This window comes from Paraburkholderia kirstenboschensis, from assembly GCF_032806925.1.
Taxonomy (GTDB): domain Bacteria; phylum Pseudomonadota; class Gammaproteobacteria; order Burkholderiales; family Burkholderiaceae; genus Paraburkholderia; species Paraburkholderia kirstenboschensis.
This window is the reverse complement of sequence record NZ_CP136512.1, coordinates 236,318-249,180: the sequence shown is the minus strand read 5'-3', so window position 1 is coordinate 249,180 and position 12,863 is coordinate 236,318. Positions and strand designations below refer to the sequence as shown.

Sequence of the window (12,863 nt, the reverse complement as noted above, 5' to 3'; positions counted from 1 at the left end):
AGTTGAAAGCCCGTGCCTTCCTGGAGAGTGCGAGGGCTGCAGCGCGCATCTTCTCGACGTGACCTTCCCCGCTCATACAAGTACTTCGCGCAATGTGTTGCGCTCGGAGACGATGCCCCATGACGGCGATCGTCGGGCTCATGTCGAGTAGAGAGGTTGAAGACAACTTTAAAGCATTCGGCATTTGCGGCCAGAACGGAAATTTTCCTGGAATATAACGTGCGCAAGCGCACATTCGAGAGCTGGTTCGGGGCATCCCACGGTGGCAAATGACATAATCTGGGTATACCGCAGGCAGCAAAGCGACTCGTTGGGCCGGCCTACTCCGCAAGACGGATGGTTACCGTCCTGTCCCAGTACGTACCTTATTGTCTACGCGAAAAATGAACAGCTTCGATAAGAGCATCGAGACTTTCTTCAGCGGATTCAATTCTTGTGTTCTGTGTAATCATGCGGTGCAAGCCATCGCGGACATGTACACGTTCAAAGGTCTGGTTCTGATCCCCGTTTTGTGGTGGATATGGTTTCAGTCGTCCGAGCGTCGGCAATGGAGGCGTGAAGTCGTCATTGCGACTACCGTGAGCGGGCTATTGGCTCTTCTGGTCGGAAGACTTCTGGCGCATTTTTTACCGTTCCGCACGCGCCCGGCGTTTTCGCCCGAGCTGCATCTTCATTTCCCATTTGTTCCGCAAAGCGAAAGCCTGTTGTCAGCGTGGAGTTCGTTTCCGAGCGATCACGCAATGTTGTGGGTGTCGGTTGCGGTAGGCATCTTCATCGTCTCTCGCCGCGTTGGCATGCTTGCGCTCCTGTACGTCGCAATTTTCATTTGCATTCCGCGCGCTTACCTCGGCTTCCACTACCCGACGGACTTGTTGGGAGGAGCCGTGATTGGCATTGTCATTACTTACATCATGACTCGCGATTCCGTGAGAGCGCATTACGCGACGCACATGTTGCGTTGGATCGACCGCTACCCCGGACCATCGGCCATGCTGGGATTCGTGCTGTGCGTGGAGCTCGTTACCCAGTTTGATGAACTTAGAGCCTTCGCCACTTCCGTCCTCAAAGTCGTCTGATTCGTTCGTTTTTCATACGGTGGACCGAACGATCAAAACGGGACCGGTTACGCGAACGCTGACCCTCTTGCCTCTCATCTCTCCCGGAACACGCGGTGACGGGGCGATTCCCTGCGCGAATGAAGAGGCGGGATGAGCGCCGTCCTTTCTCCAAAGGATATCGACGCGCAAAACGTCTATACAGTCTGAAAAGGGGCTTTGATGACTGCTCGAAACGGAACGGTGCATAGCGGCAGGCCGTTGTATTTGTGGGGTGTCTGGCTGATTGCCACTGTTGTGGCTTCATCGCCGCTCTTCGTCTCGTCGATTCCGCCATTGGGACAGCACTTCTATAACATCGTCAGAGTAGACATTCTGGCGCATCCGGGTTCCTACGCTGGCAACTTCATAGTTCGGTGGGACCCCTTGCCCGATCTTGCGATGGACCTGACTGTCCCGTGGATCGCGCAACTGATGCCGGTGGAGTGGGCCGCATGGCTCTTTATCGTTGTCGAACTCGCGTTGCTGAGCTCGGGCTGCCTGATTCTCAGCCGTGCCGTAAATGGCCGCTGGTCGTGGTTCCCGCTGGTCAGTTTCCTGCTTCTCTACAACTGGATCCTGATACGCGGTTACGACAACTTTCTGTTCGGGATCGGCCTTTGTTTGTGGGCCATAGCCTTGCATGTGGCGCTTCGCCAGTTCACGGTCGCGCGGATCATAGCGTCGTCATGCAGCGCGCTTGTGATCTACTTTTGCCACCTTTTTCCGTTGGCCGTTTTTGCACTGGTCATAGGAACGTGGGAGCTTGGCTGTCTCCTGCAGGAAGGGAGGTTGCGAAGCCGCTCGCTCTTCAGGCACGCAAGCGCAAGTCTCGTTCCGTTGGTACTTCCCGTGGTATTGCTGGCGCACAGCAGTACCGGGGGACTTCGTGGGTCCGTCGACTTCGGCGTCGTTCATATATTCGCCAAAGTCAGCCGTTGGCTCGATGTCTTCGCAATCGGCAATCCGCCGGCCGACGTCGCAGTACTGGCGAGCCTGGGCCTGACATTAGCCGTCGGCTTTCTAATGAGATGGTGGACCTGTAAGCCTGAGTGCCGCATAACGATAATTGCGCTTCCGCTGGTAGCGCTATTCGCGCCGTTCTCCGCATTTGCTTCTTATGGCGTTGTCGAGCGATGCGCGCTCAGCTTCGCATTCCTGCTCACTGCATTGGTGGATGTGCGCGCGTCGGCACCGCGTCTGCAACGTGCCGGCGCGCTCGCGCTTGCGATTGTTTTCCTGTTTCGCATTGCGACGGTAACTGCCGATTGGCGTGCGGCGAAGCCTGCCATTCAGGAGTACCGCTCTACGTTCGCGTCCTTGAAATCGGGCTCTGTCCTGTTTCAATACAAACAGGATACGACGTACCCGTCCCCAAGGACCGCCCCTCACCGGTGGAACCCGTATCTGGATAAGGTCGTTGCGCTTGCAACGCTCGATCGGGTCCTCGTACCGGATCTCTATCTGAAGGCTGGCCAGCAGCCGGTGCTTTACCGCGCAGAAAACGCCCCGTTGAGGAAGTTCCAGGACGATATCGAGAACGGCGATAAAGCATTCCGGGCGAACGACGGTATGTTGCGCGCTTGGGCAGCGGACTTGCAAGACAGATTTCCGGACTTGCAAACCCGTTTTACTGAAGTCTATCTCGCAGTGTTCGATCCTCAACGGCGCCTGTCCGAAACACTAACTGGTTGGCAACTCGTTGCGACGCTACCGGAACATCGGCTTTACCGGATGCTTCCTAGATGACCGCGGTTATGATGCAGCCGATCAGCTAGCTGCCTGAAGCGCTTGGGCCGTTCACAGAATGTCGTTTTAGTGCCAGCGGACGTCGCATTCGCGGCATGCCGGCGCGGCGGTTGACCGCTACATTCGAAGGAGAAACCCCGCCACGTCGCCATAACCGTGCCGCACAGGACGAACGAGACTCAGCCCGCATGAAACAGGCACGCGAAACGGCGGCCCGTCAGCCGACAGGCGCGTCCTTTTTATCGGACGCGCAACCGCTTGGCGACCGGTGGGAAAGCACGGGTTCTCTCAGTGCCGCTGTCCAGCCGGGCCATGCGGCTGCGGGTGCCGAGCCCGCCGGTCCTGTCCTCGTGTCCGCGCCGGTCGTCGGGAGCTTGCGCTCCACTGCAATCCTGCTGTTGGGCTACGCGATTCTCATCACCGGAAACGGCCTGCTCGGCACGCTCATCTCGTTGCGCCTCATCCAGCAGCAGGCGCCGTCGATCGTGGTGGGCGTCGTGCAGTCGGCGTATTACGTCGGCTTCCTGCTGGGCGCTGTGTATGGCGGCACGCTCATCACGCGAGTCGGTCATCACCGCGCGTTCGTCACATTCGCCGCGGCCTCGGCATGCTGCGCGCTCGGCTACGCCGTGTGGAGCGCGGCCGCGATGTGGGTCGTTCTGCGCTTCGTCACGGGCTTCTGTCTGGTCGGGATCTTCACGGTCGTCGAAAGCTGGTTGCATCAGGTCGCGAGCAACGCTCAGCGGGGCCGCGTATTTTCGGCTTACCTGATCACCAACTACCTCGGTGTCGGCACCGGGCAGTTCCTCATCGGGCTTGCGGACCCGGGCAGCTTCGAGCTCTTCAGCGCGGTCGCCGCTTTGTTCACGGCGTCGTTGATCCCGGTCGCGCTCGCAGGCACCGCGCCCGCAACCGCCGGCGCGCTCGACGCTTCCCGTGCCGCATACGGCTCGCGTCTCGCGCGCGGGCTGTCGGGGCTGCAAAGCATCTATCGTTGGGCGCCGCTCGGCGTTGCCGCGTGTTTGTCGGCCGGCGCGATCAATAGCGCGTTCTATACGATGCAGCCCGTTTTCATGCGGCGCGTCGGCTATGCGGTGCCGGACGTGTCTCACTTCATGGGCTTCGCGCTGCTCGCCGCGCTCGTGCCGCAATGGCCGGTCGCGCGGCTGGCCGACCGGTTCGACCGGCGCAAGGTGCTGCTATGTCTTGCGGCAATCGCCGGGTCGCTGAGCGTGCTGCTGTTCCTGCTGCGCGATGGCGGATTGATCCGGGCCTTCGGCTATCTCTATGTGGCGGTGGCGTTTTCCATGTACGGCGTCGTCACTTCGTACGTGAACGACTGCATACCCGCCGAGGAGCGCGTCGCCGTGAGCGCCGGTCTGCTGCTGATCTTCTCGGTGGGAGCGAGCGCCGGCCCGACACTCGCCTCCGCGACGATGGCGGTCGCGGGCCCGTCCGGGCTCTATCTCTTCACGGCGCTCGTCACAGGCGCGCTCGCCACGCTGACGGTGCGCAGCGTGTCGCGTCAGCAAGGGCGATAACGGAAAGCCACGCGGGCTCACAGGCGTTGGGCGGCTGATCGTTCTTGCCGATGATTGCCAGAACGCGCTGCGCGCGCCGTTGCCAATTCAACGACTTAGCGCGAATCGTCACGCCGCAACTCCCGCCCGGCACCTTTCCCGAATTCTGCCAAATCTCCCCGCGGCCGCAACCTGTCGCTTACAGGACGGGGATTACCCTTGTCTGTTCACCAGCTAACGCCCATGCCGTAAGGAAAATGCCGGGCGACAAAATCGCGATGTCGCTTTTGTGACAAACGACGTCGAATGCAGATGAAGGGTTCCCAATTTTGTCCGGCTATCTTTGGCGCATAGCGAAGCACACCGACACGCGCCTGAAACAGGCCGTCAACGCCGGAACGGGAGACAACGTGGAAACCCTTGCTTTCATGCTCGATAACTTTGCGTCGATCATCAGGCTCACCGTCGAGCACGTTGAGATCGTCGGCGTGGGTGTCGGTCTCGCCATTCTCACGGGCGTGCCGCTCGGCATCGTAATAACGGCAAATGCGCGCGCCGCGAAGATCGTGTTGTATCTCGCGGCGATCCTGATGACCATTCCCTCGGTTGCGCTGTTCGGTTTGATGATCCCGGTCCTGTCGGTGATCGGCCAGGGCATCGGCTTTCTGCCGACGGTCATTGCGCTTTTTCTCTATTCGCAACTGCCGATCGTGCGCAACACGTACACGGCGATCACCAACATCGACCCTGCGTTGCGCGAAGCCGCGCGCGGCATCGGCATGACAACGCGCCAGCGTCTGTGGAAAGTCGAGATTCCTATTGCGCTGCCCATCATCATGGCGGGCGTGCGCATGGCCGTGGTGATCAATGTCGGCATTGCCGCTGTCGCCGCCTATATCGGTGCGGGCGGGCTCGGCAAGCTGATCAGCCGCGGCATTTCCCAATCGGACCCGCGTCAGTTGATTGCCGGCGCGATTCTCGTGAGCGTCCTTGCCATCGCCGCCGACTATGGTCTCGGCTGGGTGCAGCGTCTGCTGACGCCGAAAGGCCTTCGCAGCCCTTCGCGTACCGGCAGACTTGCATTGCGTCTTGGCGCATGGGCGTCGTTCCGTAAATCTCCTCATCACGCGCAATAACCATGATCAAGCTCTCCAGCATCTCGAAGCGCTATGAAGGCGCGAGCGCCCCGGTGGTCGACGGCATCGACATGGAAGTCGGCGCGGGCGAAATCTGCGTGCTGCTAGGCCCCTCGGGCTGCGGCAAGACGACTACGTTGAAGATGATCAACCGTCTGATCCAGCCGAGTTCGGGCAAGATTTTTATCGACGGCCGCGATACCGACGAGTTCGAAGTGGTCGAATTGCGCCGCCAGATTGGCTACGTGATCCAGCAGATCGGGTTGTTCCCCAACATGACGGTCGAGGAGAACATCAGCGTGGTGCCGCGCCTGCTCGGCTGGGACAAGACGAAGGCTAAGCGCCGCGCGGCCGAATTGCTGGAGATCGTGGCGCTCGATCCGTCGACGTATCTGTCGCGCTATCCGAAGGACCTTTCGGGCGGCCAGCAGCAGCGCGTCGGGGTAGCGCGCGCGCTCGCGACCGATCCGCCCGTCATGCTGATGGACGAACCGTTCGGCGCAATCGACCCGATCAATCGCGAGTTGATCCAGGACGAGTTCCTGCGCATTCAGCAGCAGGTGAAGAAGACGATCATGTTCGTCAGCCACGACATCGACGAAGCCGTGAAAATGGCCGACCGCATCGCCATCTTTCGCGGAGGCAGGCTCGAACAGTTCGACACGCCGGACACGATTCTCGCGCGGCCCGCGAGCCCGTTCATTGCCGGCTTCGTCGGTGCGGACCGCGCGTTGAAGCGGCTGCGCCTCGTGCGTGCCAGGGACGCTTTGTCGGACTGCGATTGCGCCGCACGCGTGGGCGACAGCAGCGAGCGCGCACGGGCGTTGCTCGAACGGCACGGCGTCGAACATATCGTCTTGCTCGATGCCGCGGGCAAGCCGCAAGGCTATCTCAGCGCTGCGGAGCTTAGCGGAATCGAGGGCACGCTGTTGGCAGGCCACGCGAGACCCGTGCAAGGCGTGGCGCGTCATAACGATGACCTGCGCAGTGTGATTTCGTCCATGTTCGCACTCGGGCAATCCTGGCTGGCTACTGTGGACGACGACGGCCGCTTCGTCGGTTACGTGAATCAGGCGCACATCGTCGACATGTTGCGTCTGCCTGCGGAGACCTGTGCATGAAAACACTGCTCTCACGCTGCGCTGTCCTGTTCGCTTGCGCCGCGCCGCTGCAAGCGCGCGCGGACAACTGGCTTCTATCCATTGCGCAATATCGCAGCGATATCGTCTACCAGTCCATCACGCAGATGACGATGGTCGCGATCGCAGGCGGACTCGCAATTGTCGTTGCCGTGCCGCTCGGCATCTATCTGAGCCGCGAGTCGGGCAAACACGCACGCGCCGGTCAAGCGCTCCTGCAGACGCTCAACATGGGGCAGGCCGTGCCGAAGCTCGCGCTGCTCGCGCTCGCCATGAGCGTGCTCGGCATCGGCCGCTGGCCGTCGATCTTCGCGTTGTGGGTGGCTACCTTGCTGCCCATCGTGCTGAACACGCTCGAAGGCTTGCGCGCTGTGCCGCGCGCGCTGATCGAAGCGGCCACCGGCATGGGCATGACACCGAGGCAGGTCTTATTGCGCGTCGAACTGCCGAACGCGCTTTATGTGATCTTTGCGGGCATTCGCACCGCGCTCGCCATCACCGTCGGCACGGCGCCGCTTGCATTTCTGGTCGGCGGCGGCGGACTCGGTGAACTGATTTTTACCGGCATCGACATGAACGACTTTTCGATGCTGCTGGCAGGCGCCATTCCAACCGCGGTGCTCGCGGTTCTCACCGACGTGCTCATCGGCCAGATGCAGGTGCATCTCGTGTCGCGCGGCGTCACTCCCCAACGCTAGTTCAATCACACGCATACGCGTTTCTTCGAGGACATCATGAACACTGCCTTCTTCAAGCGGGCCTGCGCGCTCGTTGCCCTTTCCTTTGCGTCGTCGTGGGCCATTACCTGTGCGGCGGCAAATGTCGTGGTCGGCGGCAAGAACTTCACGGAACAGCAACTGCTCGCCGAAATGACGACGGAGCTATTGCAGGCCAAGGGTTTCGCCGTTACGAAAAAAGACGGCTTGGGCAGCGCGGTGTTGCGCGCGGCGCAGGAGAACGGACAGGTCGACGTGTATTGGGAATACACCGGAACGTCGCTGATCACGTACAACAAGATCAATGACCGCTTGTCGCCGGAAGACACTTACAAGAAGGTAAAGGAACTGGACGCCGGGAAAGGTCTGGTGTGGCTCGACCCTTCGCGTGCGAACAATACTTACTCGTTCGCGATGAACCAGGACGAAGCAAAGAAGCTGGGCATCGTGACCCTTAGCGATCTGGCGAAGGCCATCAAGTCCGGCAAGACGCTGAGCTTCGCGTCCAACTCGGAGTTCTATGCCCGCCCCGATGGGCTGCGTCCGCTGCAAAAGCTCTACGGCTTCGAATTTTCGCAGGACGAGGTCAAGCGGATGGACTCGGGTCTCACGTATCAGGCGCTGAAGGACCGTCAGGTGGACATTGCGCTCGTTTTCGCCACCGATGGCCGCGTGCCCGCATTCAACTTCGTCATTCTCAAGGACGACAAGGGCTTTTTCCCTTCCTATGCGCTGACGCCCGTGATCCGCAAGGCGACGCTCGACGCGAACCCGACGCTCGGCCCGATCCTGAACTCGCTCTCGGCAAAGCTCGACGCGCCGACGATGGCTCGATTGAACGCATCCGTCGACGTGCAAAAGAAATCGTTCAGCGAAGTCTCGCATGACTTTCTGAAGCAAGCGGGTCTGCTGTAACGCTTGAGATCCGCCCCAACCTGAGAGACAAGAACATGCCTTCGTCTTCCCTCGACGCGCCGCGAGACGGCGCGCTGAAAGTCGCTGCCGCGCAGATCGACAGTTCATACGGCGATCTGGACGCCAACCTCGGCAAGCACCTGAGCATGATCGGCGAAGCGCGCAAGCACGGCGTCTCGATACTGCTGTTCCCCGAATTGTCGCTGTGCGGACATAGCGCGGGCAAAGACGCGCTGCAGCTCGCAATGCATGTCGATCACCCGGCCATTGCGGCGCTTGCCGAAGCGAGCGTCGGTCTTCATACATCGTTCGGTTTCATCGAAGAAGCGCCTGGCGGCCAGTTCTACAACAGCCAGGCGACCGTGACGCACGGAAGGATTGTGCACGTGCATCGCAAGATCCAACTGGCGACCTACGGCAAGCTGCGCGATGGCCTGTATTACGCGCCGGGAGCGGATCTCGGCGCATTCGGCATCGACCGCGACTGGCGCGTCGCCACGCCGATCTGCAACGACCTGTGGAACCCGGCTCTCGTGCACGACCTGATGTGCGACGGGGTCACGCTGCTCGCCGCTCCGATCAGTTCGGCGCGCGAAGCGGTAGGGGGCGGCTTCGACAATCCTTCTGCATGGGAACTGAACCTGCGCTTCTACGCAGTGACCTACGGGGTCGCCGTGGTGATGGCGAACCGGATCGGCACCGAAGGCATGCTGCGTTTCTGGGGCGGCTCGCGCATTCTCGATCCGTTCGGCAACACGGTTGCGATGGGCTCGACTACCGAGGAAGAACTGGTCGTCGGCGAACTCGACTACGCGGCGCTGCGCGAAGCACGGTTCCTGCTGCCGACGGTGCGGGATTCACGCGTCTATGCGGGCCGCGGCATCCGAGCGGCTCATTCACCTGTCAATACCTGAAGTGTCGTCTGCCATGCAAGATTTTCTCCTTACCGACGAAGACCGCGCGTTCCGCGCGGAAGTGCGGGCCTTTCTGCAGCGCGAACTCGCGCCGCGCGCCGCCGATATAGAAGACCGCCGCGACTGGGACGCCGTCAAGCACGTGGTGCGCGCACTGGCTGAAGCCGGTTATCTGCGGCTGATGTTCGTGGACCTTTATCGCGGCTCGCTGAAAAAGCCCGGACTCACGCACGCGACGATATTGTCGGAGGAAGCGTCCGCCATCAACTATGCATTCGAAACGACCATTGCTACGGCGTTGAGTTGCGCATACCCGTTGCATCGTCACGCGAGCGAGGCACTGCGCGATGCCTATCTCGAACCGATTCTGGATGGCCGCGCCGTCGGCGCGATCTGCGTGACCGAGCCGGGCACGGGTAGCGATTCCGCCGACATGCAAACGCGCGTCGAATACGACGCACGCACCGACGAATGGGTCGTCAACGGGTTCAAGCGCTATATCTCGAACGCTTCGGTAGCGGACGTTTATATCGCCTACGGCATCACGCCCCGCGATAGCGCGAAGCCCGGCATCACGGCGGTGGCCGTGCCCAAGGACGCCCGGGGCATCAGCTTTCCGCGCAACTACACATTCATGGGCCGGCACGGCTGCATCGTCGGCGAGGTGAAATTCGACAATTGCCGCGTGCCCGCCGACCACGTGTTGGGCGCCGCGGGCGAGGGCTCCGCCATCATGCGTGGCATGTTCAACTTCGAGCGCGCGATTCTGGGCGGCTCGGGCCTCGGCGTTGCGCGTAGCGCGTTCGGAATCGCGCGTGCGCATGCGCAAAGCCGCAAGACGTTCGGGCAATTCCTCGGCTGCAAGCAACTGATCTGGGACAAGATCGCGCAGATGAGCTGGCGCATCGACGCAGCCGAACTCATCACCTACCGCGCCACCAAGATGTACGACGCCGGCGTCGACGGCAAGGCGCTGATGAAGGAAGCGGCAATGGCCAAGCTGGTCGCGACCGAGACGGCGAATTTCTGTGTCAACGAAACGGTGCAGATATTGGGTGGCGATGGCCTCACCAAGGAATACGGCCGCGCCGAACAGCTGTATCGCGACGCGCGCGCGCTGACGATTGTCGGCGGGACGTCGGAAATGGCGAAATACCTGATCGCCTCGCGCGATCTCCCCGATCTGAAGATCAACCTCTGAGCGCATTCCATTTCCATCATGCTGACCATTACCTCGCTGTTCGAAAACACGGTCGCGAAGTACCCCGACCGTCTCGCGCTGGTCTGCGGCGACGCGCGTTTTACCTACGCGCAGTGGGACGCGCGCGTACGCGGACTCGCGCAGGCGCTGTTCGACCTGGGCGTGCGGCAAACGGACCGCGTTGCTATCTTTCAGAAGACTTCCGACGCAACGGCCACCGCTTATCTTGCCTGCCAGTTGCTGGGCGCGATTGCCGTGCCGATGAACTACCGGCTGTCCGCGAACGAAGCGGTATTCATCATTCGCGATGCCGGTGCACGCGCTCTGATCTACGACCATTCGATGCAGCCGGTCGTCGCGAAGATCGAACAGGGCTTGCCCGATCTGCGCATCTACGTGCGCGTGACAGGGCACGGAAACCATACGGATGAGCCCGATCGCCACGATGCGCCCTCGTATCATCACGACTTCGATGCGCTGATAGACAACACGCGCCATCGCGATGCGCCGTTACCTACGCTGATGCCCGACGATATCTCGGCGCTCGTCTACACGTCTGGCACGACGGGGCGTCCGAAAGGCGCGATACACACGCATGGCAACGACGTCGCGATCGCGACGAACTGTGTGATGGAGTACAGCCTCACGAGCACTGACTCGGCGCTCCATATCGCGCCGCTTTACCACGTTGGCGGCATGCAGGCGTATTTCATGCCGCACCTGATGGTCGGCGCGGCCAACATCGTGCTGCCGCGCTACGATCCGGAGCGCACGCTCGTCGCCATTGCGCAACATCGCGTCACGACACTGTTTGCCGTGCCGACGCAGATTCAGGACATGCTGTTTCATCCCGCATTCACGCAGAGCGATCACAGCAGCCTGCGGATGATCACCACAGGCGGCGCGGCCATTCCCGCCGCAGCCATGCAACGGGTGATCGATGAGTTCTGTCCGAACGTGTACAACGGCTACGGCATGACGGAAGCGAGCCTCACGCTGCTGCTGCATCCACGCGACGCACTGTCGCGCCTCGGCTCCTGCGGTAAGCCGACCTTGATCAGCACCTGCCGCGTCGTGACGAACGACCCGGCGCGCGCCGTGCCTCCGACGGAAGGCGTCGTGCCCGGTGAGGTGGGCCAGCTGATTGTGCGCGGCCCGCAACTGGCGCGCGCCTACTGGAACAATCCAGTCGAAACGGCCAGGAAGTTCCGCGACGGCTGGCTCTACACCGGCGATCTGTTCAGCGTCGACGAGGGCGGCTATTTCCACTTCCGCGGTCGCGCCGACGACATGATCGTCTCGGGCGGCGAGAACATCTATCCGCGTGAAGTCGAAGAGGTGTTGTACCACTGCCCTGGCGTTCAGGAGGCCGCGGTGATCGGCGTTCCGGACGCGAAGTGGGGCCAGGCGGTGACGGCCTTCGTCGTGCGCAGCGACGCGCAGTTGACGGAAGACGCAATCATCGCGTTCTGCAAGGCCAGTGACGACCTCGCGCCGTACAAGCGGCCAAAGAAAGTGCTGTTTGTGGAGCGCTTGCCGCTGAATCCGAGCGGCAAGGTGCTGCGGCGCGAACTGGCCGCTTCGGTGGACGAGCAACTTTTGCGAACGGGAACGTAATCATGAACGAACCGGTAACTTACGAACTGGACGGCGGCGTCGCCACAATTACGCTGAACCGTCCGGAAACACGCAACGCACTCACCGAAATGGAAGTGGTCGATGCGCTGGTGGAGAACCTCGAACGCGCTCAAGCCGATCTGAACGTGCGCGCAATCGTGCTCACGGGCGCGGGTCCCGCGTTCTCCTCGGGCGGGAACATCAAGCACATGCGCGACGAGGTGGGCACGTTCGGCGGCAACTCCGCGCAAATACGCGAGAACTACCGGCGTGGCATTCAACGCATTCCGCGCGCATTTCATGAACTCGACGTGCCCTGCATCGCCGCGGTCAACGGACCGGCGCATGGCGCGGGCTGCGATCTCGCGCTGATGTGCGATATCCGTATTGCGGCACACAGCGCGCTGTTCGCAGAAAGCTTTGCGAAGATAGGCATCATCCCCGGCGACGGCGGCGCGTGGTTGCTGCCGCGTGCGATCGGCCTCTCGCGCGCAGCCGAGATGATTTTTACGGGCACGCCGATCGACGCTCAATGCGCGCTCGACTGGGGCCTCGTATCGCGGGTCGTGCCCGACGCGGAGCTGCTGTCAACGGCGAAGGAACTGGCGGCGCGCATCGCGAGTAATCCGCCGAACGCGCTGCGCATGAGCAAGCGCCTCATTCGCGAAGGACAGCGGATGGACCTGCCCAGCCTGCTGGAACTGTCGGCGGCCTTTCAGGGAATCGTGCATCGCACGGCGGATCACCGCGAGGCGCTCGCCGCGACTTTCGAGAAGCGCACGCCGAACTACACCGGCGATTGATGCCGGTCTCTGATCGGTAAATCGCAACGAACGAGGCGATGGACCGGCGCGGCGCAATA

At 61.5% G+C, this 12,863-nt stretch carries 11 protein-coding genes; all 11 read left to right on the top strand.

The window, feature by feature from the left end; all coding sequences use genetic code 11:
• Nucleotides 1–383: 383 nt before the first annotated feature.
• The 11 genes from RW095_RS09770 to RW095_RS09720 all read left to right on the top strand — a co-directional run bounded on the left by RW095_RS09770 (nucleotide 384) and on the right by RW095_RS09720 (nucleotide 12,804).
• On the top strand, nucleotides 384–1,076 hold the full coding sequence (locus tag RW095_RS09770; protein WP_317018747.1) for a phosphatase PAP2 family protein: 693 nt from the start codon (nucleotides 384–386) through the stop codon (nucleotides 1,074–1,076).
• Between the two features lie 201 nt (nucleotides 1,077–1,277).
• On the top strand, nucleotides 1,278–2,843 hold the full coding sequence (locus RW095_RS09765; protein WP_317018746.1) for a hypothetical protein: 1,566 nt from the start codon (nucleotides 1,278–1,280) through the stop codon (nucleotides 2,841–2,843).
• Nucleotides 2,844–3,031: 188 nt separating this feature from the next.
• A complete protein-coding gene (locus RW095_RS09760) occupies nucleotides 3,032–4,384 on the top strand; it encodes an MFS transporter (RefSeq protein WP_317018744.1) in 1,353 nt (450 codons plus the stop codon).
• 389 nt (nucleotides 4,385–4,773) lie between these two features.
• On the top strand, nucleotides 4,774–5,499 hold the full coding sequence (locus tag RW095_RS09755; protein ID WP_317018742.1) for an ABC transporter permease: 726 nt from the start codon (nucleotides 4,774–4,776) through the stop codon (nucleotides 5,497–5,499).
• A gap of 2 nt (nucleotides 5,500–5,501) precedes the next feature.
• On the top strand, nucleotides 5,502–6,620 hold the full coding sequence (locus RW095_RS09750) for an ABC transporter ATP-binding protein (RefSeq protein ID WP_317018741.1): 1,119 nt from the start codon (nucleotides 5,502–5,504) through the stop codon (nucleotides 6,618–6,620).
• The gene (locus RW095_RS09745; protein WP_317018739.1) at nucleotides 6,617–7,336 is read left to right on the top strand and encodes an ABC transporter permease; all 720 of its coding nucleotides are present in this window, start codon (nucleotides 6,617–6,619) and stop codon (nucleotides 7,334–7,336) included. Before RW095_RS09750 ends, RW095_RS09745 begins: the two co-directional genes overlap by 4 nt.
• Nucleotides 7,337–7,372: 36 nt before the next feature.
• Complete coding sequence (locus tag RW095_RS09740) at nucleotides 7,373–8,269, top strand: glycine betaine ABC transporter substrate-binding protein (RefSeq protein ID WP_317018738.1); 897 nt, start codon at nucleotides 7,373–7,375, stop codon at nucleotides 8,267–8,269.
• A gap of 35 nt (nucleotides 8,270–8,304) precedes the next feature.
• Nucleotides 8,305–9,183 (top strand): nitrilase-related carbon-nitrogen hydrolase, encoded by an 879-nt coding sequence (locus RW095_RS09735; protein WP_317018736.1) that lies wholly within the window; start codon nucleotides 8,305–8,307, stop codon nucleotides 9,181–9,183.
• Between the two features lie 13 nt (nucleotides 9,184–9,196).
• Complete coding sequence (locus RW095_RS09730; protein ID WP_317018735.1) at nucleotides 9,197–10,384, top strand: acyl-CoA dehydrogenase family protein; 1,188 nt, start codon at nucleotides 9,197–9,199, stop codon at nucleotides 10,382–10,384.
• Nucleotides 10,385–10,402: 18 nt separating this feature from the next.
• Complete coding sequence (locus RW095_RS09725; RefSeq protein WP_317018733.1) at nucleotides 10,403–12,001, top strand: class I adenylate-forming enzyme family protein; 1,599 nt, start codon at nucleotides 10,403–10,405, stop codon at nucleotides 11,999–12,001.
• A gap of 2 nt (nucleotides 12,002–12,003) precedes the next feature.
• Entirely contained in the window at nucleotides 12,004–12,804 is an 801-nt protein-coding gene (locus RW095_RS09720; RefSeq protein ID WP_317018732.1) for a crotonase/enoyl-CoA hydratase family protein, read from the top strand.
• Nucleotides 12,805–12,863: the final 59 nt, after the last annotated feature.